Origin of the sequence: Bacillus sp. 2D03 (assembly GCF_003946765.1) — a bacterium.
GTDB classification, from domain to species: domain Bacteria; phylum Bacillota; class Bacilli; order Bacillales; family Bacillaceae_G; genus Bacillus_A; species Bacillus_A cereus.
This window is the reverse complement of sequence record NZ_RPSJ01000013.1, coordinates 99,395-125,721: the sequence shown is the minus strand read 5'-3', so window position 1 is coordinate 125,721 and position 26,327 is coordinate 99,395. Positions and strand designations below refer to the sequence as shown.

Below are 26,327 nucleotides of genomic sequence, written 5' to 3'. Positions count from 1 at the left end.
CTACGATTTTAGATGAAATTAGTTGTATAATATGACTGAATTAAACAATTGGTCATGTTGTTTTGACAGAAAATTCACTTAAGTTATGTAGGTAATACAATTTGATTAACTTCTTTTCAAACTGTATTGTTTGAGGTTTCCATAAGATAGGGATTGATAAGATATTTCTGTTCCCAACTTATTTATACTTACAAAAAAATTAAGAAAATAGAGGGTAAACATTACCTAGAATATTAGGATCGTTTTCATTAGGAGGATTACAAAGCATGACTAAAGTTGATAAGGTTAAAGAAAAAATTATTGAAACATCTTTATATTTATTTAATACTAATGGGATAACTCGCACATCCATCCAGGATATAATGACAGCTACTGAACTACCTAAAGGATCTATTTATCGTAGATTCAAAAGTAAAGAAGAAATTGTCCTTGCTGCCTACGACAAAAGTGGTGAGATTATGTGGAGTCATTTTCATAAAGCAATGGAAAATAAAAAGACAGCAATTGATAAAATCCTTGCAATTTTCCTTGTATATCAAGATGCAGCTAATAATCCTCCTATTGCTGGAGGCTGTCCATTACTTAATAGTGCCATTGAAAGTACTGGAGTATTTCCAGAATTACAAAAAGCAGCAGCAAAAGGTTATGATGATACAGTAATGTTAATGGCTTCTCTCATAAAAGAAGGAATAGAGAAACAAGAATTTAAAGAAGATATAGAGGTTATATCACTCGCTTCCTTTCTTGCCTCTTCAATGGAGGGGGCTATTATGGCAAGTCGAGTATCTAACGATAATATACACCATCATTATTTTATTGAACAAATAAAACATCATCTTTTCACTTATTCTAAATAAGTGAGAACTTGCATTGTTTCCATCCAATTTTTATAAAATTAAATTGAATAAATACCCCTTATAAATAGTATCTTCTGTTTATAAGGGGTATTTGAATAGTTTTTAGATGATGTTTCATGTTTCTTATTGAACGGCTTTGTTATCGTTACTACAGAAAAAATGTGAATTAAATGTTAATCGATTTACATGTTTCAAGCGTATCTATATTGAGTTTGTAAATCTACACAATAAGTTTTCATTATATATTAAGTGTAGTAGAAGTTCAGATAGATAAAATTCGGTAGTCGAATTTTTTTGCATAAAGCTGTATAATGCTTGTAACGAAAGGGAAATACAGGAAGGGATTTGTAATGAGTTACTATGGAAAAAGATAAACAACAATTAAGCGTTGAAGTTGCAAGATTATATTATCAATCAGATTATAGTCAGCAAGAAATTGCTAACAAATTAAATATTTCAAGACCAACAATTTCTAGATTGTTAAAGTATGCGAAAGAAAAAGGGTTTGTTCAAATTAGCATCGCTGATCCATTTGCGGATTTAGATAACGTTGGGAATTTACTGAAAGAAAAATACAACTTGTTAGAGGCACATGTTGTATTTTCTCCAGTACCGGAATATGCAACGATTACAGAGTATATAAGTAAATATGCAGCTGAGTATATGGAAAAGACAGTTAAAAACGGTGATATTGTTGGTGTAAGCTGGGGAATGACGATGTATGAAATCGCTAGAAAAATCGTACCGCAACATGTAAAAGGGGTAGAGGTTGTCCAGCTAAAAGGTGGTATTAGTCATTCAAGTGTAAATACATATGCGAATGAAACGATAGCTTTATTTGCAGATGCTTTTCAAACGACGCCAAGAAATCTACCTCTTCCAGTTATATTTGATAATGCAGTGACAAAAGAATTAGTAGAGCAGGATCGACATATTCATCATATTATCGAAATGGGGAAGCAAGCGAATATTGCAATTTTCACTGTAGGAACAGTGCGAGACGAAGCGCTATTATTCCGATTAGGTTATTTCGATAAGGGTGAAACGAGTTTACTCAAAAAACAATCGGTCGGTGACATTTGTTCACGATTCTTTGATGGGGACGGAAATATTAGTAGTGAAGAAATTAATAAGCGGACCATTGGAATTGAGTTAGAAGAACTGAAATTAAAGAAACGTTCTATTTTAGTTGCAGGTGGTAATAGAAAAATCAAAGCAATTGATGGTGCGTTACGTGGCGGGTATGCAAATGTATTAATTATCGATCAGCATACAGCAAAAGAATTGTTACATTATCAAAAAGATTAGAAATAAAAGGCGTTCTCAAGATGTTAATTTTGAGAACGCCTTTTATTTTGTTATGTATGAATGATAGGAGTTTTTTGAACACAAGTTGCCTTTTTAAAAATAATTATGGATATGGAGATACATACTACCATTGTTAACATAAAAATTTTGATTATATATTTGAAATGTTCTTTGTTAGAATGCGCTTTATTTACTACAAGAAAATTCCTTTTTAAAAATAATGAACAAAATTTCAAAAGTGTATTTACATTTGTTCAACTAAGAGTTAGAATGAAGTTGTTAAAAGATATGAGGAGTGAAGATAATGAACATTGCAAAGTTAATTGACCATACAATTTTAAAAGCTAATACTACTAAAGAAGATGTTATGAAAGTAATTGAAGAAGCAAAGGAATATAAATTCGCTTCTGTTTGTATTAACCCAACATGGGTAAAATTAGCGGCTGATGAACTAGCTGGACATGATGTAGACGTTTGTACTGTAATCGGTTTCCCATTAGGAGCAAGCACTACTGAAACAAAAGCATTTGAAACAAAAGATGCTATCGCAAAAGGTGCAACTGAAGTTGATATGGTAATCAACGTAGGCGCTTTAAAAGATGGCGACAACGAACTTGTTGAAAAAGATATTTATGAAGTAGTACAAGCAGCAAAAGGAAAAGCTCTTGTAAAAGTAATCATTGAAACTTGCCTATTAACAGATGAAGAAAAAGTACGCGCTTGTGAATTATCAGTAAAAGCTGGTGCTGACTTCGTAAAAACTTCAACTGGATTCTCAACTGGCGGAGCAACTGCTGAAGATATCGCATTAATGCGTAAAACAGTAGGACCAAACGTTGGTGTAAAAGCATCTGGTGGTGTTCGTACACGTGAAGATGCAGAAAAAATGGTAGCTGCTGGAGCTTCTCGCGTTGGAGCAAGTGCTAGTGTTGCAATCGTATTAAATGATGCAAAAGGTGCTACAGATAACTACTAATCATTAATGAAGTCAAAAGCGATAGATACACAAAGTAAAGTGTATCTATTGCTTTAATAATTGAAAAAATGTAAGCGGATACGAATGGGAGGAGACGGCTTATGAAATACTTAATCGGTGTTTTAGGCCTCGTATTGATTTTAGGTATCGCTTGGCTTGCTAGTAATGATAGAAAAAAAGTCAAATATCGCCCAATCATAACGATGGTTATATTACAATTCATTTTGGGATTTTTATTATTAAATACAAGTGTAGGGAATATATTAATTAGCGGAATAGCAGATGGTTTTGGAGAGTTATTAAAATATGCTGCTGACGGTGTGAATTTTGTATTTGGTGGACTAGTAAATCAAAAAGAGTTTTCGTTCTTTTTAAGTGTATTAATGCCAATCGTATTTATCTCGGCACTAATAGGTATATTACAACACATTAAAGTATTACCTATTATTGTGAAATCTATCGGTTTAGCATTAAGTAAAGTAAATGGAATGGGGAAACTAGAATCATATAATGCTGTTGCTTCTGCGATTTTAGGACAATCTGAAGTATTTATATCAGTTAAGAAACAACTAGGGTTATTGCCAGAGAAAAGAATGTATACATTATGTGCATCTGCAATGTCTACCGTTTCAATGTCTATCGTCGGATCATATATGGTGTTATTAAAACCGCAATATGTTGTAACCGCTTTAGTGCTTAACTTATTTGGTGGTTTTATTATCGCTTCTATCATTAACCCTTACGAGGTTACTGAGGAAGAAGATATGTTAGAAGTGCAAGAAGAAGAGAAAAAGACTTTCTTTGAAGTATTAGGTGAATACATTATAGACGGATTTAAAGTTGCCATTACAGTAGCAGCTATGCTAGTCGGTTTCGTTGCTCTTATCGCATTCATCAATGCAGTATTTAAAGGTGTAATTGGTATCTCATTCCAAGAAATCCTTGGTTATGTATTTGCACCATTTGCATTTATTATGGGTGTGCCTTGGCATGAAGCAGTTAATGCAGGAAATATTATGGCAACAAAATTAGTATCAAATGAATTTGTCGCTATGACAGATTTAGCACAAGGAAACTTTAATTTCTCAGATAGAACGACAGCGATTATATCTGTATTCTTAGTTTCATTTGCAAACTTCTCTTCAATTGGAATTATTGCAGGGGCAGTTAAAAGCTTAAATGAAAAGCAGGGGAATGTAGTGGCAAGATTTGGTTTGAAATTACTATTCGGTGCAACGTTAGTAAGTTTCTTATCAGCAACAATCGTTGGCTTATTATTTTAATAGATTCGTATAATATAAAAAGGAATGGTGATTGTAATGAGAATGGTAGATATTATTGCAAAAAAACGTGACGGCAAAGAATTAACGACTGAAGAAATCAAATTCTTTATTAATGGATATACAGACGGAAGTATTCCTGATTATCAAGTGAGTGCGCTTGCAATGGCAATCTTCTTTAAAGATATGACAGATCGCGAACGTGCAGATTTAACGATGGCGATGGTTGAGTCTGGTGAAACGATCGACTTATCAGCAATTGAAGGAATTAAAGTAGACAAACATTCAACTGGCGGTGTTGGTGATACCACAACTTTAGTATTAGGACCATTAGTTGCTGCTTTAGATGTACCAGTAGCAAAAATGTCTGGTCGTGGTTTAGGACATACAGGCGGAACAATTGATAAATTAGAAGCGGTAGAAGGATTCCACGTTGAAATTACAAAAGAACAATTTATTGATATTGTAAACCGTGACAAAGTAGCTGTTATTGGACAAACAGGAAACTTAACACCTGCAGATAAAAAGATTTATGCATTGCGCGACGTAACAGGAACTGTTAACTCAATTCCTTTAATCGCAAGTTCAATTATGAGTAAAAAAATTGCAGCTGGTGCTGACGCAATCGTACTTGATGTAAAAACAGGTGCTGGTGCATTTATGAAAACAGAAGAAGATGCAAAAGAATTAGCACATGCAATGGTACGTATCGGAAATAATGTAGGACGTCAAACTATGGCTGTTATTTCGGACATGTCACAACCGCTTGGTTTTGCGATTGGTAACGCTCTAGAAGTAAAAGAAGCGATTGATACGTTAAAAGGTGAAGGTCCAGAAGATTTAACAGAATTAGTACTTGTATTAGGTAGCCAAATGGTCGTACTTGCGAAAAAAGCAAATACGTTAGAAGAAGCTCGTGAAATGCTAATTGAAGTGATGAAAAACGGAAAAGCAACTGAGAAATTTAAAGAGTTCTTAAGCAATCAAGGCGGAGATAGCTCAATTGTAGACAATCCAGAAAAAATGCCACAAGCTAAGTATGTAATTGATGTACCTGCAAAAACTTCAGGTGTTATTTCTAACATTGTTGCAGATGAGATTGGTATTGCAGCTATGTTACTTGGTGCAGGTCGTGCAACGAAGGAAGATGAAATCGATTTAGCAGTAGGATTAATGTTACGTAAAAAAGTTGGCGATGCAGTAAAAGAAGGCGAGCCGTTCGTAACAATCTACGCAAATCGTGAAAATGTAGAAGATGTAAAAGCAAAAATTTATGAGAACATCTCTATCGCTGAAACAGCAGTGGCTCCTAAATTAGTTCATACAGTTATTACTGACTAATGATTATTTCATTTACTTTGAGGGGGAAATAATATGGATAAGAAAAAATATATTGAAGAAGCAAACAAGATGTTATCGAAAGCATATATTCCGTATTCGAAATTCCCTGTTGGTGCAGCGTTAGTTACGAAAGAAGGTAAAATCTATACTGGCTGTAATATAGAAAATGCTTCTTACGGTTTATGTAACTGCGCAGAAAGAACAGCGATCTTTAAAGCAGTATCAGAAGGGGAGCGCGATTTTAGTTACTTAGTTATTACAGGAGAAACTGATGGACCGATTTCACCATGTGGTGCGTGTAGACAAGTAATTGCTGAATTCTGTGATCCGAAAATGCCTGTATTATTAACGAATGTAAAAGGTGATGAAAAAGAAGTGACTGTTGAGCAATTACTTCCAGGTGCTTTCTCAATAGAAGATTTAAAATAAATTGAAAAGCCATTCTACAATTATTATTTGTGGAATGGCTTTTTTATTTTCAAAAATTGAATGTAATATTTTGTTCATACTCCGTTCATAAACTTCGCTTAAAATAATTGCAGCGAATATAGAAAGTTTACAACAGGAGGAATAGAATGAAGAAATTATATAATGCGGCATTTATTTACTTAATTATTGGTTTATTATCAGGTGTATTTGCAAGAGAGTATTCGAAAGCACAAGGAATTAAAGGATCCACAATGTTGCAATTAGTGCATACACATGTATTAGTGCTCGGTTTTGTATTCTTTTTAATTGCTTTAGCTTTATGTAAAGTGTTTCATGTACAAGAAACAAAGAGCTTTTGTGCATGGTTTGTTGTTTATAATGTAGGAGTAATCTTTACTATTGTTACAATGCTATGGAGAGGTCTTCTACAAGTAAATGGAACTGACTTTTACGGTTTAAGCCATATGGCTGGATTAGGTCATGTTATTATAAGTATCGGGCTCGTTTGGTTTATGATTTTGCTCAAAAAGTCTTTTAAATAGATAGGAGTGGGAAGAGTATGATAGCACTTTTATCAAGTATTTTAGCGGTTTGTATGGCTGTTGGTGTCATGTTTCTGCGCTTTAAAGCAGCGAAAAAACCGGTAACGAAAAAGAAAATTATATTGCCGCCAATTTTTATGAGTACTGGAGCAATGATGTACTTTTTACCGGAATTCCGATTAACGTCGTTAGAAATAATAGAAGCAATTATTGCAGGGCTTATTTTCTCTGTATTTCTTATAAAAACAACAAAAGTTTGAAATAAGAGACGAACAAATATATATGAAACCGTCAAAAGCATTCATATTTATTTTAGTAGGCTTATTAGCTGTACGCGTGGCATTAAAGTCATATTTAAGCCAATCAATTGATTTGGCAGAGTTAAGCGGAATGTTTTTCTTACTTGCATTTGCGATGATTGTGTCGTGGAGAATTGCGATGTATCGCTCGTTTACTAAATTAGAAAAGGCAATAAACAGAGCGGGAATTTCTATATAGGAAATCCAGCTCTGTTTATGTTTTATTGAAATTCTTTAGCGCGGAACTCATTTGCTTAATTTTAAACGTATTTGAGCATCTTGTAATGCAACTGGTGTAACGTTAAGACCATTAGGATCAACAATTTTTGTATTTAATAAAATGGAATCTAGGCTTCCACGAAATGTTTCTGTATAGTTTTGACGCAACATTTGTTGTTCTTGTTTTTCATCAACTGTTAATCCAGACGTTCTTTCTTTTTTTGATAATTCATTAATACGGAATAAAATGTTTTGCATTTTGTTCACCTCTTATTTAAATTCAAATTAGTAACTTACTAATTTATAGTTATTGTAACTTGTTTAGTTGTCTGTGTCAATACTATCTAAAATTTAGTTAAAAATTGACGAAAAATTATAACAATAATAGAATGAAGTGTATTGAATAATTAGTTTCACAATTATACATAAAACGCTAGGGGGATTATTATGAAATCAACATTTTTTGCTCAAAATAGAGAACGATTAGCAAACACATTACCAGAGGGATCTATTACGATTTTATTTGCGGGACAAGCACCGCATATGTCGGCTGATGCACATTATAAATTTGTACCGAATCGTAATTTTTACTACTTAACGGGAATCGATGAACCAAATGTTATTTTTATGCTGAAAAAGGTTGGGAATAGTGTAGAAGAGACACTTTTCATTGAAAAGTCAGATCCAGTAATGGAAAAATGGATTGGGAAAACAGTTTCTAGCGAAGAAGCAGAGGGAATTTCAGGTATAAAGAAAGTTGTATATTTAGATAGCTTTGAAAAGACAATGTCAAATATACTCTTTACAGAAAATGCGAAGCATTTATATTTAGATATAGAAAGTCGTGAGTGGAATGGTACGGAGACAAAAACATTAGCATTTGCTAAACATGTAAGAGAAAAATACCCACACGTAACAATTGGTAATGTATATCCGAACATTTGTGAATTACGAGTATTTAAAACAGAAGAAGAAATTGAAATTATTAAAGAAGCGATTGCTATAACGAAAGACGGTATTTACAACGTACTTAAGCATGCAAAAGCAGGCATGATGGAGTATGAATTAGAAGCACAATTTGATTTTACACTGAAATCATCTGGCATTAAGTACCATGCGTTCAATACAATTTTGGCGAGTGGGAAAAATGCTACAGTTCTTCATTATGAAGATAATGATGCACAAATTCAAAATGGTGACTTAGTATTACTAGATTTAGGTGCTCAAAAAGACTACTATAACGCTGATATTAGTTATACATTCCCGGCAAATGGAACATTCTCTAGTCGCCAAAAACAAATTTATAATATTGTATTAAAAGCATTAAAAGAAACAACAGAGATTATTAAGCCAGGATTAAAGTTCGCTGCATTAAATGAGCATACAAAAAAGGTACTGGCAGAAGAGTGTAAAGCAATTGGCTTAATTCAAGAAGATGAAGAGTTATCAAAATACTATTATCATGGTGTCAGCCATTTCCTTGGTTTAGATACACATGATGTAGGAACATATAAAGATAGAGTGTTAGAAGAAGGTATGGTTATAACAATTGAACCGGGTCTTTATATTGAAGAAGAATCAATTGGAATTCGTATTGAAGATGACATTCTTGTAACGAAAGACGGGTATGAAAACTTGTCAAAAGATATCATTAGAGAAGTTGAAGAAATTGAAGAATTTATGAGTGTAAATAATGAACATGTAAAAGGAAACCAAGCTGTAGTTAAATAATAAAAAGTCATTACTAATTTATTTGAACTTTATCTCGAATCGTGGACAATTAAAAAATCCATGATTCGGGATAGGGTTCTTTTCTTCGAAATACTAATCTTTAATTATTAATCCTAATAAAGTTGCAAACTGAACAGCTTGATATGTTGATACTTTACATCCTCTTAAATCGTTCACTGAAACTGTAAGCGTATCAAAGCTAGAAGAACTAATATCTATCCCCTTCAGTGAGGTCTGATCAAAATTAGCTTCATCAAGACTACATAATTGGAATTCAACTTTTTTAAGTTTACAGTCAAAAAAATCTGCAATATTTAATGAAGTTTCATTGAAGATGATTTTTTCTAGTTTGGAATTTCCAAATGCCGCTAAATTCAAAATTGAATTCTCAAATTTAACATTTCCTAAGCTAGATTCTGTGAAATTTACTCCGATTAATTTACTGTTTTTAAATTCGACTCTGTGAACAGAAGAATTGCTTAAATTAACATTTGATAAATCACAGTTTTCAAAACAAACATCTGTAATATCAATATTGCTAAAGTCTGTATTAGTAAACTTACAGTTTTTTATCACCGCATCATATAATCGTACTCTATCTACAGATTCATTTTCGAAAGTGGAGTCTATAATTTCACACACTTCCAATGTTGGATCTTCTTCATAAAAAATATCTTGAAAATTCTTTGAAGATAACTCTGGTGAAATTTTTGGTCTATCAATTTTCATCGTATATCAATCCTCTTCTATTTGATATATTTGTGTAATTTGAGTCTATTGTCTGTGAAGAACATTAGTTCTTATTATACAAAAATCTAAGTTCTTTTGTGAAGAGCATTTTAGCTACATTTTTCTTATTTAATAATAGAAGTGTTATTGTTTCTTAAGAAATAACGTCAAAACAAATACGAGAACGGCTAATATAGTCGCTACAAGGAAAGCATTTTGTATTTCTAAAATATTCGCCTCTTGTAATGTCTCCACTTTTAGTAATCTTCCAATTAGCTTACGTAAGATCTAATTACATCTCCTTATTTTCTTGAAAATCAAGTTCTATAATGATTTTGAAAAAGGAGGGATTTTCCATGAAGCGATTTGTATTAAAAGCTGTTACGGTCTCTGTAATATTTTTAATTGCTGCATGTTCTTTGGCCACAAATACAACAAATGATCATAAAAATATGAAAGATAAAAAAACAATACAGACTGAAACAGCTACAAAACCATTGAAGGTTGAAAAAGGAGCAGAAGTTACTTTAATAGCGAAAGAAGAAAAGCAAAAGTTAAGTAACGGTGTTATTGTTCCAGTCTGGACATTTAATGGATCATCTCCTGGTCCAGAAATTCGGGTGAAAAAAGGTGAAAAGGTGAAAGTGACATTAAAAAATGAATTATCTGCACCAGTATCTATTCATTGGCATGGATATCCTGTACCAAATAACATGGATGGAATTCCAGGCGTGACACAAGATGCAGTTGAACCAGGAAAAAGTTTCACTTACGAATTTGAAGCGAACGTACCAGGAACGTACTGGTATCACTCGCATCAAGATTCTGTAAATCAATTAGATAGAGGGTTGTATGGAGCGCTCATTGTAGAAGATACAAAGGAAAAATATGATAAAGATTACACATTAATGTTGGATGAATGGGTTACAGATAAAGAAGAAATGAATAAGCAGTTAAAAGAAATGACAAAAGGGCAAATAGGTAATAAATCTAAAGGTAATGAAAATGAGGAAAAGAATGATGATAAGAACGGCATGGATCATTCTGGTATGGACATGGGCAGTGATCAAAAAGACTCTGGCAATATGGCAGGAATGGACCATGGAAATATGAAGATGGAAGGTCATGATATGAGTATGTATGATTTATTCACAATCAATGGAAAAAGCGGTGATTTAGTAGTGCCATTGAAAGTGAATAAGGGAGATAAAGTTCGTTTTCGACTCGTTAATGCTGGTTATCTATCACATGATATACATGTTCACGGTCATGATATAAAAGTAATTGCGACAGATGGTCAACCAATAAACGATCCAAAAGTTATAAAGGATAAAGTAATTTCAATCGCACCGGGCGAACGTTATGATATTGAATTTACTGCTAATAAAACTGGGAAATGGTATGTTGAAGACCATTCGAAAAATAAAGGTGCAAAAGGAATGAAAGCTGTTATTGAATATGGTGGCAGCAAAGAGATGAAAGATAAAGCAGACGAAAAAGAAAAATTACCGAAAGTAGATATAATGAAATATGGTACTAAAAAATTAGGTAGTTTCACGTTAAATCAAGAGTATACTGCCACATATAATATGGACTTAAATACGCAAATGAATGGAAATGAAATGGTATATACAATTAACGGAAAGGTATTTCCGGATATTGACCCAATTCAAGTAAAAAAGGGTGATTTAGTAAAAGTGAAGTTGGTAAATCGTTCTAAAATGGATGATCACCCAATGCATTTACACGGGCACTTCTTTCAGGTGTTGAGTAAAGATGGAAAACCGATAGAAGGTTCTCCAATTGTAAAAGATACATTGAACTTAAAACCAGGAGAAGAATATGAAGTAGCCTTTGTAGCAGACAATCCCGGTGAGTGGATGTTCCACTGTCACGACCTACATCATGCTTCAGCAGGGATGGTAACGGAAGTGAACTATACAGATTATAAATCTGACTATGTTCCAAACCAAAACATTCCTAATAAGCCAGAATAATAGGAAGCAGTTATCCTATGGATAGCTGCTTATTCATTTTTGTTGCAAGTACTAATGTATATGTTGATTATGCCCAGGTGAAGGTGCAGGAGTATGATCTGGGAATGTCGCGAATACGGCAACGATAATTACTACACTAATTGAAAGGAATAACAAAAAACGCTGTTGGATAAAAGTAGAAAAGTTCTCCGATAACAATTGAATCACACAGGACATAGTAATCGTTATAGTAAGTAAAAGGCTAATGAACAATATACTATGAGCTTGTTGAGCGTTTAACATTTCTGTAATCATTGCTCCCATCATACTTGCCATTAATCCAGAGAACATTCCTTCTAAAGCAGTATATAGGTGAAAACGTAGACCCACTAAAAAACCGATAAAACCACTAATTAAAATAGCAAGTAAAGTAGAATATAGTAATTCCCCCTTAAAGAGAATGCCTAAGTAAAAACCAATACTTAAACCGATACTCATACTAAAAGACATAATAAATACCATATACTCCATTAGGGTACCCTTACGTTTAGAAATATTGGATGCAATAAGAATTGAGGTACAGCAAAGTGTTAGGGCAGTTAACGTATAAGCAAACATTATGATACCTCCTTGTCCTATCGTTCATTTCATCATATGTGTACTTATGATAATTTATATCTGCATATTATCTGCACAATTTCATAGATGTAAGCAAAGGAACGCTTGATTTTTTAGGGCGTCTTTTTTAATTGTAAGCATGTGAAAGAAATTGTTATATTATGAGTTTCTATTGTGAAGCCATAAAGAATAAGCGTATAATATTATAGGTCTCCCATTTGCGAGACAAACCGCGAATGATAAATAAGATTGTTGTTTTATCATCGCTTCTAAACATATAGACAATGAAAGTAACACTGGAATACAGATAGGGAGTTATAAAATGAAATTAATTATTGCCGAGAAACCAGATCAAGGGTTGGCTCTTGTTTCACAGTTTAAATATCGCCGGAAAGATGGATATTTAGAGGTAGAAGCGAATGAGTTATTTCCAAATGGAGCGTACTGTACATGGGCAATTGGTCATTTGACGCAGTTATGTAATCCAGAGCATTATCACGCAGAGTGGAAAAAATGGTCACTTAATACATTACCGATGATTCCAGAGCGTTTTCAATTTGAAGTAACAAAGTCAAAGTATAAGCAATTTAACGTTGTGAAACAGCTGTTACATAATCCACAGGTAACAGAAATTATTCACGCAGGCGATGCTGGGCGTGAAGGGGAACTAATCGTACGAAATATTATTAATCTTTGTAACGTGCAAAAGCCGATGAAGCGTCTATGGATTTCGTCTTTAACGAAGCAAGCTATTTATCAAGGGTTTAAAAATTTACTTGACGAATCAGATACAATTAATACGTATTACGAAGCATACACAAGATCTTGTGCTGACTGGGTTGTTGGTATGAATGCATCACGTGTGTTTAGTATTTTGCTAAAGAAAAAAGGAATGAATGATGTATTTTCTGCTGGTCGTGTCCAAACACCAACGTTAGCATTGATTGTAAAGCGTGAGAAAGAAATTGAAAACTTTAAGTCAGAGCCTTTCTGGGAAGTGTTTGCAACCTTTAATATAGAAGGAAAGAAATATGAAGGGAAATGGGAGAAGGATAATGAATCCCGCTTAAAAGTCCCTGATATGGCGAATAAAATTGCGGCATTTTGCCAAGGGAAACCGGCTGTTGTGAAGGAAATGAAAACGGAGCGTAAAGAGTTTCAGCCGCCGCTTTTATTCAACTTATCATCACTGCAAGCAACGGCAAATAAAGCCTTTAAGTTTTCACCGAAAAAGACGCTTGATATAACGCAAGCACTCTATCAAAAAGGGATTGTTTCTTATCCACGTTCAGATTCTAACTATGTTACTCAAGGAGAAGCAGCGACGTTCCCTGATATTTTACAGAAGTTAAGTCAGTTTGATGAATATAAAGGTTTATTACCGGCACCAATTGAATCCATTATGAACAATAAGCGTTATGTAAATGAAAAGAAAGTAACAGATCACTACGCGATTATTCCGACAGAGCAAGTTACAAACCCAAGCAGACTATCAGGTGATGAAAAGAAAATATACGATATGATCGTAAGAAGGCTTATTGCAGCTCATTATGAAGTTGCAATCTTTGACTATACAACGATTGTAACGCTTGTAGATGAACGTGCTGAATTCATTTCAAAAGGAAAACAGCAAATTCAAGAAGGTTGGCGTAAAGTTATTTTCCAAGACGATAAAGATGACGAAACCATTCTTCCAATTGTAGCTGAAGGTGAAGAAGGAAAAGTTGTAAAGGTGAAAGTGAAAGAAGGAAAAACACAGCCACCGAAGCGTTATACAGAAGGACAACTTATTACGTTAATGAAAACAGCTGGTAAGTATTTAGAGAATGAAGAGCTAGAGAAGGTATTGAAGAAAACAGAAGGTTTAGGTACGGAAGCGACCCGCGCAGGGATTATTACGATGCTGAAAGACCGTAAATATATAGATGTAAAGAAAAACCAAGTGTATGCGACTGATAAAGGAAAAGTATTAATTACCGCAATTGGTGACAAAATACTAGCTTCACCGGAAATGACTGCGAAATGGGAACAACGTCTTGCGGAAATTGGTGAAGGTACAGCTTCACCAGCAACTTTTATGGAACAGACGAAAAAGCTATCAGCTAAAATTATTGAAGACGCAGTGGAAATGTCTGAGAAGTGGGATTTCACGGGACTACATGTTGAATCGATTGAACGAAAAGGATCGAAATTTACAACGGGTAAAAAGGTTGGTAGCTGTAAAAAATGTGATGGCGATGTAATTGATAAGTCAACGTTTTACGGTTGTTCTAACTATAATACAACGCAATGTGATTTCACCATTTCAAAGAAGATATTAAGTAAAACAATTTCGCAAAAGAATATGACAAAGCTCTTAAAAGGTGAAAAGACTGATTTAATTAAAGGCTTTAAAAAGGGCGAGAAAACGTTTGATGCGAAATTAGAGTGGAAAGATAATAAGATTAATTTTGTATTTGAGAATTAATTTGTTAAAAGAGCATGACATAAAATTGTCATGCTCTTTTGTTTTTCTTTGATATAAAATTTAACGATAAAAAAAATCCTCTAAATAATAATTTTTTATTGTAAAACGATAAATTTTGTATTAAAATCAAAATCATAATAAATGAGTGAGGTGCTTTTGTTAAAAGGTAACAACCTTATTTTAAAATTAGAGGAGGTATAACTATGAACAGTAACAATTTGATTGTTAAAAATATGGATAACCCCCATGAGTTGGAGAAGATGTATAGAAAAGATCCGAAAGCTTTTAAAAAAGCATTCTCACAAGCATGGGACCAAAACCCTGATTCTCAAATTCTAGGTGCTTGGTATGAAAGGTTGCATTTCAAGGAGAAAGTAAATAAAGAAAAAACATCTTTGTTTCAAAAAGGTTTCTTATTCATGGGCCTTTTAGCTATTCTGGCCGGCATAAGCACCAGGATCATTTTCCACTTTGTTGAGCAGGAAGCAATTGCTCCAATAAACTTGGCTTTTGGTGTAATTCCCTTTATTGCTGCTTATTTTGTTTACAATAATAAGCCGAAAAAAAGTATTATTTATTCCCTTATAGCGTTATTCCTAGTTTCCGGGGTGTATCTTAATACGTTGCCAATAAATTATAAAGACAGTACCATACTTGCTTATTTACATCTTCCTATATTTTTATGGGTCTTAGTAGGGCTTGCGTTTACAGGAAATGAATATTCAAAAGGCAGTACAAGATTAGCCTATATTAAATTTAATTTAGAATATTGTCTTCTCTACGGGAGCATGGCAGTGAGCGGAATGATACTAGCGGTATTCACCATGCGTTTATTTAGCTTTGTTGACTTAGATATAGGAGAGTTCTATTTTAGTAATGTTGTTTTATTTGGAGCAGCCGCTCTCGCTATTGTGACTGCATACTTAGTATCAATGAATCTTAAGCTTGCTAAAAATATTACACCATACATATCTAAAATTTTTAGTCCTCTCGTCCTAATCACCTTGCTTATCTATCTTATAACGGTAATTTGGGTCGGGAAAAATCCATTCTTGGATCGCAATTTCCTAATGGCCTTCAACGGAATACTGCTTGGTGTATTGGCTGTTACTATATTTTCTATCGTTGAGAGTGACTCGGACGAGAAAAAGAACATTTCAGATTATATAAATTTTTCCTTAATTGTTCTGGCACTTATTATTGACACTGTCGCATTGTCAGCCATCGTATTTAGACTTTCTTCTTACGGGATTACACCTAATAGACTAGCTGTTTTAGGTGTAAACATACTGATCTGGGCAAATCTAATTTGGATTATGTTTTCCTATATGCGTTTCTTGCAAAATAAATCAGGACCAAAAGCTATCCAAGATGCCGTTACGAAGTATTTGCCAATATACGGACTTTGGGCAGCTTTCGTTATATTTACGTTTCCTATCATTTTTAATTAGAAAGGATCTGTTAATGCGGGAGTGGTGAGGGCTAATAATCATTGGGGGATGAACAAAACCCCCAATGATTAAAGTTTCACTTTATTATAATTGGTATTATTATGTTTGTAGTTTCGGTAATTTCATTTGTAATGATAAATAAGAAATAAGTGTTGTATGTAATCTTTCCATAATAAAAAACGTCCCAAAATGGGACGTTTTTTATTATGCATATTGCCGTTTTTTCTTAATAAGCAACAAAACTTGTGACACACAAGCTAGTACCGGTAACTCAATCAATGGTCCAATAACGAGTGCAAGTGCGATAAGAGGTTCGTCTGGAAAAGCGGTCACAGCGATAGCGAGTGCAACAGGTGAGTTTCTTGCTAACGTTGTTAAGCTTAGACTTACTGTATCTTTGTAAGATAAATGCATCATGCGCCCGATAAATTGTCCTAGTAAAAAATTAATGATGAAGAACAATAGAACAGGAACGAGTAATAATAAAACAACATTCATATTTTGTAGTAAATATTTACCTTGTGATGCAAACATCGCTACTATTGCTAAACTTAAAAATACAATTTGAGCAGAGCTGAAAAACGGAATGAGTTTATTCTCGAGAGGTTCAGCTTTTTTCATTTTATTCATAATGAACTTTGTAGCGTGTGCAAGTATAAATGGTAAGACGATTACGATAACAATACTTTCTACTAAAACAGAAACCGCTACAGTTTTCATGACACCAGCAAATAAAAATAAATAAATGGGAAGGAGCAGTACTTGCAAAATTAAATTTACAGGTAAAATTGCAGTAGAAAGTGCTACATTACCTTTCGCTATTTCAGTAAAGATTAAGTACCAATCTGTACATGGAGTAACCATTAACATTATAAATCCAACCCAAAGTGCTGGATGATCGGAAAGAAATAGTGCCCCTAACCCCCAAGCGAGTAAAGGTGTCCATAAGAAGTTAATAGTAAGACTTGTTCCAGCAAATTTTAAATTGCGAAATCCGTTTTTTATTTGTTTTAATGGGATGCTGAGGAATAATCCATATAGCATGAAGAATAAGAAGGGGACAATAAATTTGTCTGAATACGTATGTATCATATTAAATTGTCCGAGTACGATGCCGCATGTAACAGCAAAAAGAATAATAAAAGTTTGAATCTTTTCTATAGTGCTCATGAATAAATCCTTTCTATATATGAATTTTCCTCTCTAAGTTTATTATACAAGTAATAAAGATGTATTTGGTGTTCAATTGTATCTCGCTTAATATTTTTAAGTCGAGATTTTATTTTTCATTAAAAGTTACTTGACTAAAGTAAGCGACTATATTACAATCACTTACATAAGGTAATTAAATAACAAAAAGTTGCAATGGCGTAACTTAAGGTATCTATTGGAACTTTTTCTTAGAATAAGAATTTTTATGATGATGAATAATGAATATGAAAAGAAAGATTAGGTGAAGAAAATGGGACTATTTAGCTCATTATTTGGTAAAAAAGAAGAAAATACGACTGTAGAGGGGAATAAAAAAATGTCGAAAGTATTATTTGTAAAAGCAAACGATCGTCCAGCGGAGCAAGCAGTTAGTTCAAAAATGTATGAAACATTTGTAAGTACTTATAAAGAAGCAAATCCAAATACAGAAATTACGGAATTAGATTTATTTGCATTAGATCTTCCTTATTACGGAAATATTGCGATTTCAGGTGGATATAAACGTAGCCAAGGTATGGAGTTAACAGCTGAAGAAGAGAAGGCAGTTGCTACAGTAGATCAATATTTAAATCAATTTTTAGAAGCTGATAAGGTTGTATTTGCATTCCCATTATGGAACTTTACAGTACCAGCACCATTAATCACATATATTTCATACTTATCTCAAGCTGGAAAAACGTTTAAATATACAGCAAATGGCCCAGAAGGTTTAGTTGGTGGTAAGAAAGTAGTTGTGTTAGGTGCTCGTGGTTCAGATTACTCTTCAGAGCAAATGGCTCCTATGGAAATGGCAGTTAATTACGTAACAACTGTACTTGGATTCTGGGGAATTACAAATCCAGAGACAGTTGTAATTGAAGGACACAATCAATATCCAGATCGTTCACAACAAATTGTTGAAGAAGGTCTAGAAAACGTTAAAAAAGTAGCAGCAAAATTTTAATTCATAATAGTAAATGGAAAAACCAACATGGATGACTATGTTGGTTTTTTAGTCTATTTTTCATGTTAAAAAATGTATATTTATAAAATAAAAGAAAAGTTCGAAAATAGTATTGCAAAATATTATATAGCAAACTATAATGAATTCAAGAATAGTTGATACTTAAATTAAATATTCAGAAAATTCAATTAGTTAAAATTGGAAAATGAGATAAGGAAACTTGAATGGGGGTTATATTATGGCGAATAAAGTACCGTTTTCGTTCATAGTAGTTATTGGATTAATGTTATTTGCACTATTTTTTGGAGCGGGAAATTTAATTTTTCCAGCGATGCTTGGTCAATCAGCTGGAGAGAATGTATGGATTGCTAACGCTGGATTTTTAGTAACTGGTGTTGGATTACCATTACTAGGTGTACTAGCATTTGGTTTTTCAGGTAAAGATGATTTGCAGTCGTTAGCTAGTCGTGCTCACCCAGTGTTTGGGATTGTGTTTACAACAGTTTTATACTTAGCGATTGGTCCGTTATTTGCAATACCAAGAACAGGAAATGTTTCTTATGAAATTGGTCTTAAGCCGTTTATGCCAGAAGGAGTAGGTTCTACACCTTTAATTCTTTTCACAATTATATTCTTTAGTATCACTTGTTTTTTTTCGCTAAATCCTGCGAAAATTGTCGATATTGTTGGAAAAATCTTAACGCCAATTAAGTTGACTTTCATCGGTATTTTAGTAATCGTTGCTTTTATACATCCGATTGGAGATATGCAAGCACCAGTGGAAGCTTATACATCACATGCATTCTTTAAAGGATTCCAAGAAGGATACTTAACGATGGATACGCTAGCATCATTTGTATTCGGGATTATCATTATCAATGCTATTAAAGAAAAAGGTGCGAAAACGAAAACACAAATTATGGTCGTTTGTGCAAAAGCGACAATTATTGCAGCATCTATTTTAGCAATTATCTATACAGCACTTTCTTATATGGGTGCTTCAAGTGTTGCAAAGCTTGGACATTTAGAGAACGGCGGAGAAGTATTAGCGAAAGTTTCTAACTACTATTTCGGATCATATGGCGGAGTATTATTAGGATTAATGATTACAGTAGCTTGTTTAACAACTAGTGTGGGACTTGTATCAGCATGTTCTTCATTCTTCCATAAGTTATTCCCAAATGTTCCTTACAAAGCAATTGCAATTACGCTATGTGTATTTAGTGCAATTGTTGCAAACGTAGGATTAACACAATTGATCGCAGTTTCTGTTCCAGTATTAACAGCAATTTATCCACTAGCAATCGTATTGATTTTCTTAACATTCTTCCATTCATTATTTAAAGGAAGAGCTGAAGTTTATCAAGTAAGCTTAATCGTAACATTTATCATCAGCTTATTTGATGGATTAAGTGCAGCTGGAGTTAACATTGAAGTAGTAAGCCAAGTGTTCACTAAATTCCTTCCGATGCAGGAAGTAGGATTAGGCTGGATCTTCCCAGCGATTATCGGTGGATTTATCGGATATGGCATTAGCATTTTAAAAGTGAAAAACCAAGTTCAACCAGCAACTAGAGCGGATAAGAAAATAGGTTAAATAAAAAAAGTTATAGACTTGTTTCTATAGCTTTTTTTGTTACTATTAATAATGAGAAAAAATAAAGTAGTAGGGGAAATAAAATGAAAAAAACAATTGATCATATCGGAATCGCAGTTCGAGATATAGATAGTACGATACGTTTTTATGAAAATGTGTTACTAGGAACTTTAATAGATCGTTACGTAAGTGAAGCTCCTGGTGTGGAAAGCGAAGTAGCCATTCTTGAAGTGGATGGAGATAGAATAGAATTACTTGCACCGACGAATAATACGACATCTCCAATTGCCCGTTTTATTAAACAAAAAGGTAAAGGTGTTCATCACGTTGCGTATCGAGTAGATGATTTAGATGTGGCTTTAGAGGAATTGAAAGAACAAGGAATTCGAACGTTAGAGCATACACTTCGGATTAATAAGCACGGTAGAAGATTAATATATCTTAACCCAGCGGATACAGAAGGAACGATTATCGAGTATTGTGATTATCCGGAAGAGAAATAGAAGAAGGATATTTTTAAAAAGGTGTTACGTTATTACGTAACACCTTTTTATTTATGCATTTCACATTTTCTTCACAAATGATTCACGATAACTTTTCTTCTTTGATAACTTACATAAATATATTTTATGATATAATAACAATCGACTTTAAAAATGTAAGTTGTATCTATAGTGATAGTTACTATTATATTAGAAGCTTAGAGGTGGAAGAGAAATAAGAGTTATACTTTATAGAAGTTTATATTTAATCAGGTTAATATTTCGCCCGAGAATCAAACTTCGGAAGTTAAAGTAATGAAAATAGAGCGATGAGGAAGAAAGAAGTGAAATGAGTGTGAAAGTAATGAGAAGATTAGGGACATGGTTATTACTTGTGTGTGTGCTTATCATATTGATACCGCAAAGTGCATCTGCTCATGCGTACGTTGTGAAATCAAACCCTACTGAAAATGAAACATTGAAGAAAGCACCATCTGTTGTAAAAATCGAATTCGATGAGGACATACAAGTTTCAAGTTTTAATACATTGTACGTGAGAGATACATCAGGTAAAAGGGTCGATTTAAAAGATGCTCATATTGATAAAAAAAATAAAAAGCTATTAGAAGCTGGATTAAAAGACAATCTCAAAAATGGTCTTTACTCTATTCAGTGGAAAGCTATTTCAGCTGATGGACATCCAATTCAAGGAGTTATCCCGTTCCGGGTTGGATTAGCGGAAGCGGAAACAGACGATATACAAGTGGAAGAGATGGGTTACGTCCCACAAATCGATATGATTATGGAACGTGGAATTTTATATACAAGTTTCTCACTATTTATAGGAGTGCTATTCTTTAATCTTATTATGTATAAAGGCAATGCAACCTCGGTTCGATTAAGGAGTAAGAACATAATATGGATCTCTTTATTTGGGATATTGATTAGCTTGTTATTCAATCTACCACTGCAAGCGAAAATAAATGCTGATGTTTCATGGCTAGAAGCATTCAATCCTTTACTATTAAAAGAAACATTACAGCTTTCTGTTTTTGGTTATGTATGGATTACTCAAATGGTTCTCATTAGTACGCTTATAATTGTTACGTATTTTGCGGTGAAGCATGAGAAGTTTTCGTCGTTTAAAGTATGGAGTATTCCAATACTATTGTTTATAGGGTTACTTGTTATGAAGGCCTTTAATAGTCACGCATACGGTTTAAAGTTTAAAGACATTGCTGTCGTTATGGATTTTCTACATTTATTAGCAGCTTCATTATGGGTTGGTGGTTTATCATCTATTATTCTTCTTTTACGTAAAGAGGATAACAAGTGGCATATGTATTGGGATATGATTAAGCGTTTTTCACCGTGGGCAACAGGTGCTGTCATCGTGATTTTAATAACAGGCCTTTTTAACAGTACATTTTTTATTCCAACAATCCACTCGTTATTTGATACGAAGTATGGATTGGCTTTATTAACAAAGATACTTTTATTCATTTTCATGGGGATATTGGGAATTATTCATTATATGAAAGGGAGAATGCGAGCGCAGCAAGGATTAGGAGCTACGGTGAAAGTAGAGTTTGTCATTGGAATTATCATTTTCGTAATCGTAGCTTTTATGACAAACGTACAAACACCACCGATGCCTCCTACTGGACCATTTACAGAGAGTAAGCAATTAGATAATGGATATGAACTTACGCTAAATGTAAGTCCGAATAAGGTAGGACAAAATAAATTCCATATTACACTAAAGGATGAAAAGGGACAGCCTATTACTGATATGGAACAAATGATATTGACGACTCAATCATTAGATATGAACATGGGAAAAGGTTCATTTAAAGTTTCAGTAGTTTCACCAGGAGAATATGAAGCAGAAGGTATGTATATTAACATGACAGGAAACTGGAATATACATGTTCATGGATTAACAAAATCTCTTGATAGTTTCGATACAGATTTTAAATTTATTGTCGGTGGCAGATAAAAAGAAGCTATGTATGAAAAGGAGCTAATAGAAAATGAAACATATAAAAAAATTAGGAACAACAATGATCGCAACAATTATTGCAATGGGAATTTTTTCGTTACCTGTTAGTGCGCACGTCACTGTAAAACCAGCAACTTCTGACGTTGGTTCTTGGGAGACTTATACGATAAAAGTACCAGTTGAAAAAAATGTAGCAACAACAAAAGTTACACTGAAAATACCGTCTGGAGTAGAGTTCCAGCAGTATGAACCAGTGCCAGGATGGAAAGTTGAGGAGCAAAAAGATACAGCCGGAAAAGTTAAAACTGTAGTATGGGAAGCAACAGGAGAAGGGATTTTACCCGGTCAGTTCCAGCGATTTACTTTCGTCGCTAAAAATCCGGATAAAGAGCAAAAAATAGCTTGGGACGCATATCAACAATATAAAGATGGAGAAATTGTTGAATGGACAGGCGATGAAAAAGCTGAAAAACCGCATTCACTTACTATAATTGCAAAAGATACGTCATTAACAGGAGAACATGGTGAAGTGTCTAGTGTAGAAAAGAATGAAGGTACTAGTAATATGCAATTGATAGCAATTGTCTTATCTATTTTTGCGATAGTATCGTCGGTAAGTGCGTGTGTTTTTGTAGTACGTCGTAAAAAGTAAGACGTAAGAAAGAGCCTACAAACAGTAGGCTCTTTCTTACGTTTATTTCAATTCAACTTGCTGCCTTACAGCAAGTGTTTTCGGTTTTATATTTACAAAACAAATACTCACAACAATAAATAATAGTCCGATGAATAAGCTAATGGTAATAGCCTCATGTAAGAAAATTGAACTTACAATAATAGCTATTAGTGGAATGAGGAATGTATAAGCCCCAACTTTACTTGCTTCACCAGCTCCAACAAGTGTGAAGTATGCAAGCCACCCCATTGCAATAACAAAGAATGAAATAAAGAGAAGTACGCTAACAAATGGCATACTCCAAGCGATACTAGACCAGCTTTCAAACTCTGAACCAAATCCAATTAAGCAAAGACCACCAATAATAAGCTGAAGTGTTACCATCCAAATGGCATTAACACGGTGACCAGTCTTTTTAATGAATACTGTGCCAAGTGCCCAGCCAATAGCGCATCCTAACGCGAGAAGGATTCCAATAATAGAAATATGTCCTGTTAAACTGCTTGAGCTAATAACGCCTACACCAATAAATCCGAGAACAAGCCCGAAAATTTTCAAGCCGTACATTGATTCTTCAAGCCATATCCACGAGAAAATACCGAGTAAAACTGGTTGTAGAAATACAATGGCGGAAAATAACCCAGCAGGCATATATTGAAGGCCGACAGTTTGTAATCCGTAAAATATAATGATGTTAAGTAAGGAAGAAATAACGTATAAATGCCACGTTTCTTTTAAATGTAACTCTTTGTATTTCGGTAATGCGAACAGAAGTAAAATGAATCCTCCAATTAAAGTTCGAACGCCTGCAAATAAAACAGGTGGTGTATAATGCAGGGCAAACTTTGATAAAGGCCAATTGATTCCCCACATGAAAACGAGAAAGGTAAGGATGATGGCCGTCTTAGTTCGAGAAAGCTGTTTCACTGAAAGACCTCCTTGTTGTTATTCATTTCACTATGATATGATATCGACTGTAATAAATAAAATGAATCTTTTTTATAAGGAGTATAAGTGATTAGTTATGACCATTACACAACTGCAAGTATTAATAAAAACTGTTGAGTTAGGTAGTTTTACGAAGGCCGCCAGGGTATTAAATATGACGCAGCCAGCTGTTAGTCATGCGATTTCAAGTATTGAGTCAGAGTTAGGCGTTACTATTCTTATACGTGATAAACGAAAAGGGCTCCTCGTTACGGATGTAGGAAACAGGATTCTTGTACATATTAGAGAGATTTTGAACGGTGTAGAGAAGATTGAACAAGAAGTTGCGATGGAGAAAGGACACGAAGTTGGGACGATTCGAATTGGTAGTTTTCCGAGTGCTTCTGCACATTTCTTACCCAAAATGATAAACCTTTTTAAGGAGAAGTATCCGAGCTTAGAAGTAGTTCTTTGTGAAGGAACGATTAAAGAAGTTGAAGATTGGTTAGTATCGAGGGTTATTGATATAGGAATTGTTATTTTGCCTAATAAAGATATGAAGATTGTTCCATTAACGAAGGGGAAAATGGTTGCTATCTTAAGAGAGGATCATCCTCTCTGTAAGAAGGACTCTATTACAATTAGTGATTTAGAGAATGAACCGATCATATTATGTAAGGGCGGATACGAACCACCTATTATTGATATGTTTAAACAAGCAAACGTACCACTTCGGGCTGAGTATGTAATTTCGACAGTTACTACAGCTTTAAATATGATTCAAGAAGGATTAGGCATTGCAATATTAGCTGAATTATCTTTAACGAATTTACCAAAAAATGTGCAAACGAGAGAATTGGAACCACAAGTATGGAGAGAAATTGCTTTAGCTGTTCCTTCATTAAAGGATTCTTCAATCGCTGTGCAGCTATTTATTGAAGAATTTCAATCGCTATTTGCAGAATAAAAAGAGGTGTCTCATATATCATAATGGGACACTTTTTAATTTACTTATAAAAAATCTATGAAAAGGATTGACTTATTTTTTAGTTGTAACTATAATGATTACATCGAGGTGGTGATTACGATGAAAATTAGTAGCCGCTTTTCCATAGCTGTTCATATTTTATCTATTTTGAAAAACAATCCATCTTCACTTTGTACTTCAGACTATATGGCTGAGAGTGTCAATACAAATCCAGTAGTCATTCGTAAAATCATGTCGTACTTGAAACAAGCTGGCTTTGTTTACGTAAATCGTGGACCGGGTGGCGCGGGATTACTAAAGGATTTACATGAAATCACATTGTTAGATGTGTATCATGCAGTGAACGTAGTCGAAGAAGACAAGCTATTTCATATTCACGAGCAACCGAATCCAGATTGTCCAATTGGGGCGAATATTCAAGCGGTGTTAGAAATTATTTTAATTCAAGCACAATCCGCGATGGAAGAAGTTTTGAGAAATATTACGATGGGGCAGTTGTTTGAAACTTTGCAAGAAAAAATGAATGCTTAAATAATATTTATATTTTTTTATCATTAATGTAACTGATTTGATTACAACTATAAAGGTAAGGTGTAAAAGTTATGACTGTAAAAATGAAAGTATACTCAGATTTTATATGTCCGTTTTGTTTTTTAGCAAAAGGTCCATTAGATGAGGTAGCGAAAGAGAAAGATGTAGAGATTGAATGGATGCCATTTGAATTACGTCCAAGTCCATATTCAAAAATAGATCCATGGAATGAACCAGAAAAATTAGGTTCATGGGATGCTTTCATTCTTCCGACAGCGAAGAAGTTAGGAATTGATATGCGCTTGCCACGTGTTTCACCACATCCATATACACATTTAGCTTTCGAAGGATGTCAATTTGCGAAAGAACGTGGACTAGGTAATGAGTATCATCACCGCGTATTCACAGCATTTTTCCAAGAAGAGCAAAACATTGAAGATATTGATGTGTTAACAAAATTAGCGGTAGAAGTAGGACTTCCTGAGGCGGAATTTAAAGATGCTTTAGTAACTCGTAAATATAAAGAAAAGCATCAAGAAGCAATTCAACACGCATATGATGAAGCGAATATTATGGCTGTTCCAACTGTCATGATTGGAGATGAAGTCATTCAAGGGCTTGCTAGTAAAGAAACACTAGAAAGGGTCATTGATAAAGAAATTGAAAAGGATAAAACAAATTCATTTGAAGGTATGCAATGTAATACCGATGGATATTGCTAATTCGCTTGTTATGAAATAACAAAATAA

Annotated in this window: 24 protein-coding genes and 1 pseudogene; 20 read left to right on the top strand and 5 right to left on the bottom strand. The window is 33.9% G+C overall.

Annotated features, from left to right (window positions below; translation table 11 throughout):
* Positions 1–266: 266 nt before the first annotated feature.
* The 8 genes and pseudogenes from EBQ15_RS24820 (at position 267) to EBQ15_RS24785 (ending at position 7,231) form a co-directional block, all read left to right on the top strand.
* Positions 267–857, top strand: coding sequence for a TetR/AcrR family transcriptional regulator (locus EBQ15_RS24820; RefSeq protein ID WP_000169648.1), 591 nt, complete (start codon positions 267–269; stop codon positions 855–857).
* A 360-nt stretch (positions 858–1,217) separates the two neighbouring features.
* Positions 1,218–2,165 (top strand): sugar-binding transcriptional regulator, encoded by a 948-nt coding sequence (locus EBQ15_RS24815; RefSeq protein WP_000409785.1) that lies wholly within the window; start codon positions 1,218–1,220, stop codon positions 2,163–2,165.
* Positions 2,166–2,469: 304 nt separating this feature from the next.
* Complete coding sequence (deoC, locus tag EBQ15_RS24810; RefSeq protein WP_001017442.1) at positions 2,470–3,141, top strand: deoxyribose-phosphate aldolase; 672 nt, start codon at positions 2,470–2,472, stop codon at positions 3,139–3,141.
* A gap of 101 nt (positions 3,142–3,242) precedes the next feature.
* Entirely contained in the window at positions 3,243–4,424 is a 1,182-nt protein-coding gene (locus EBQ15_RS24805; protein ID WP_000876192.1) for a NupC/NupG family nucleoside CNT transporter, read from the top strand.
* A 36-nt stretch (positions 4,425–4,460) separates the two neighbouring features.
* On the top strand, positions 4,461–5,762 hold the full coding sequence (locus EBQ15_RS24800; RefSeq protein ID WP_001983022.1) for a pyrimidine-nucleoside phosphorylase: 1,302 nt from the start codon (positions 4,461–4,463) through the stop codon (positions 5,760–5,762).
* A 33-nt stretch (positions 5,763–5,795) separates the two neighbouring features.
* Positions 5,796–6,191, top strand: a complete 396-nt coding sequence (locus EBQ15_RS24795) for a cytidine deaminase (RefSeq protein WP_000358532.1) — start codon at positions 5,796–5,798, stop codon at positions 6,189–6,191.
* A gap of 146 nt (positions 6,192–6,337) precedes the next feature.
* A complete protein-coding gene (locus EBQ15_RS24790) occupies positions 6,338–6,733 on the top strand; it encodes a DUF2871 domain-containing protein (protein ID WP_000737864.1) in 396 nt (131 codons plus the stop codon).
* Positions 6,734–6,750: 17 nt separating this feature from the next.
* Positions 6,751–7,231, top strand: a pseudogene (locus EBQ15_RS24785) (CcdC family protein).
* Positions 7,232–7,278: 47 nt separating this feature from the next.
* Here the strand turns inward: EBQ15_RS24785 and EBQ15_RS24780 are convergent.
* The gene (locus EBQ15_RS24780) at positions 7,279–7,509 is read right to left on the bottom strand and encodes a DUF896 domain-containing protein (RefSeq protein WP_001179616.1); all 231 of its coding nucleotides are present in this window, start codon (positions 7,507–7,509) and stop codon (positions 7,279–7,281) included.
* Between the two features lie 189 nt (positions 7,510–7,698).
* Here EBQ15_RS24780 and EBQ15_RS24775 point away from each other — a divergent pair, with 189 nt between their 5' ends.
* Entirely contained in the window at positions 7,699–8,982 is a 1,284-nt protein-coding gene (locus EBQ15_RS24775; RefSeq protein ID WP_000842967.1) for an aminopeptidase P family protein, read from the top strand.
* A 93-nt stretch (positions 8,983–9,075) separates the two neighbouring features.
* Here EBQ15_RS24775 and EBQ15_RS24770 read toward each other — a convergent pair whose 3' ends face one another.
* Positions 9,076–9,711, bottom strand: a complete 636-nt coding sequence (locus EBQ15_RS24770) for a pentapeptide repeat-containing protein (protein ID WP_000687269.1) — start codon at positions 9,709–9,711, stop codon at positions 9,076–9,078.
* A 356-nt stretch (positions 9,712–10,067) separates the two neighbouring features.
* On the opposite strand from EBQ15_RS24770, the gene EBQ15_RS24765 reads away from it, so the two are divergent.
* A complete protein-coding gene (locus EBQ15_RS24765) occupies positions 10,068–11,708 on the top strand; it encodes a multicopper oxidase family protein (protein ID WP_000820010.1) in 1,641 nt (546 codons plus the stop codon).
* 51 nt (positions 11,709–11,759) lie between these two features.
* Here EBQ15_RS24765 and EBQ15_RS24760 read toward each other — a convergent pair whose 3' ends face one another.
* The gene (locus EBQ15_RS24760; RefSeq protein ID WP_000458520.1) at positions 11,760–12,305 is read right to left on the bottom strand and encodes a hypothetical protein; all 546 of its coding nucleotides are present in this window, start codon (positions 12,303–12,305) and stop codon (positions 11,760–11,762) included.
* A 322-nt stretch (positions 12,306–12,627) separates the two neighbouring features.
* On the opposite strand from EBQ15_RS24760, the gene topB reads away from it, so the two are divergent.
* Together topB and EBQ15_RS24745 are read left to right on the top strand one after the other, a co-directional pair.
* The gene (gene topB / locus EBQ15_RS24750; RefSeq protein WP_000766777.1) at positions 12,628–14,772 is read left to right on the top strand and encodes a DNA topoisomerase III; all 2,145 of its coding nucleotides are present in this window, start codon (positions 12,628–12,630) and stop codon (positions 14,770–14,772) included.
* A gap of 203 nt (positions 14,773–14,975) precedes the next feature.
* Positions 14,976–16,223, top strand: coding sequence for a DUF4153 domain-containing protein (locus EBQ15_RS24745; RefSeq protein WP_001087658.1), 1,248 nt, complete (start codon positions 14,976–14,978; stop codon positions 16,221–16,223).
* A gap of 204 nt (positions 16,224–16,427) precedes the next feature.
* Here the strand turns inward: EBQ15_RS24745 and EBQ15_RS24740 are convergent, their stop codons facing one another.
* On the bottom strand, positions 16,428–17,393 hold the full coding sequence (locus EBQ15_RS24740) for an arsenic resistance protein (protein ID WP_000103821.1): 966 nt from the start codon (positions 17,391–17,393) through the stop codon (positions 16,428–16,430).
* A gap of 292 nt (positions 17,394–17,685) precedes the next feature.
* Here EBQ15_RS24740 and EBQ15_RS24735 point away from each other — a divergent pair, with 292 nt between their 5' ends.
* From EBQ15_RS24735 to EBQ15_RS24710, 5 genes are all read left to right on the top strand, one after another.
* Positions 17,686–18,378 (top strand): FMN-dependent NADH-azoreductase, encoded by a 693-nt coding sequence (locus tag EBQ15_RS24735; RefSeq protein WP_000522529.1) that lies wholly within the window; start codon positions 17,686–17,688, stop codon positions 18,376–18,378.
* Positions 18,379–18,616: 238 nt separating this feature from the next.
* Positions 18,617–19,975, top strand: a complete 1,359-nt coding sequence (brnQ, locus tag EBQ15_RS24730; RefSeq protein ID WP_001284783.1) for a branched-chain amino acid transport system II carrier protein — start codon at positions 18,617–18,619, stop codon at positions 19,973–19,975.
* 83 nt (positions 19,976–20,058) lie between these two features.
* Positions 20,059–20,478: a VOC family protein gene (locus EBQ15_RS24725; RefSeq protein WP_000750850.1), complete on the top strand. Its 420-nt coding sequence runs from the start codon at positions 20,059–20,061 to the stop codon at positions 20,476–20,478.
* 328 nt (positions 20,479–20,806) lie between these two features.
* On the top strand, positions 20,807–22,456 hold the full coding sequence (locus EBQ15_RS24715; RefSeq protein WP_000114334.1) for a copper resistance CopC/CopD family protein: 1,650 nt from the start codon (positions 20,807–20,809) through the stop codon (positions 22,454–22,456).
* A gap of 34 nt (positions 22,457–22,490) precedes the next feature.
* Positions 22,491–23,111, top strand: a complete 621-nt coding sequence (locus tag EBQ15_RS24710; RefSeq protein ID WP_000680511.1) for a YcnI family copper-binding membrane protein — start codon at positions 22,491–22,493, stop codon at positions 23,109–23,111.
* Positions 23,112–23,153: 42 nt separating this feature from the next.
* On the opposite strand, the gene EBQ15_RS24705 is transcribed toward EBQ15_RS24710, so the two are convergent.
* The gene (locus EBQ15_RS24705) at positions 23,154–24,059 is read right to left on the bottom strand and encodes a DMT family transporter (RefSeq protein WP_000811703.1); all 906 of its coding nucleotides are present in this window, start codon (positions 24,057–24,059) and stop codon (positions 23,154–23,156) included.
* A gap of 97 nt (positions 24,060–24,156) precedes the next feature.
* On the opposite strand from EBQ15_RS24705, the gene EBQ15_RS24700 reads away from it, so the two are divergent.
* The 3 genes from EBQ15_RS24700 (at position 24,157) to EBQ15_RS24690 (ending at position 26,300) form a co-directional block, all read left to right on the top strand.
* Positions 24,157–25,026, top strand: a complete 870-nt coding sequence (locus EBQ15_RS24700) for a LysR family transcriptional regulator (RefSeq protein WP_000156776.1) — start codon at positions 24,157–24,159, stop codon at positions 25,024–25,026.
* A 120-nt stretch (positions 25,027–25,146) separates the two neighbouring features.
* The gene (locus EBQ15_RS24695; RefSeq protein WP_000704073.1) at positions 25,147–25,578 is read left to right on the top strand and encodes an Rrf2 family transcriptional regulator; all 432 of its coding nucleotides are present in this window, start codon (positions 25,147–25,149) and stop codon (positions 25,576–25,578) included.
* Positions 25,579–25,649: 71 nt separating this feature from the next.
* Positions 25,650–26,300, top strand: a complete 651-nt coding sequence (locus tag EBQ15_RS24690) for a DsbA family oxidoreductase (protein WP_000216673.1) — start codon at positions 25,650–25,652, stop codon at positions 26,298–26,300.
* Positions 26,301–26,327 lie beyond the last annotated feature (27 nt).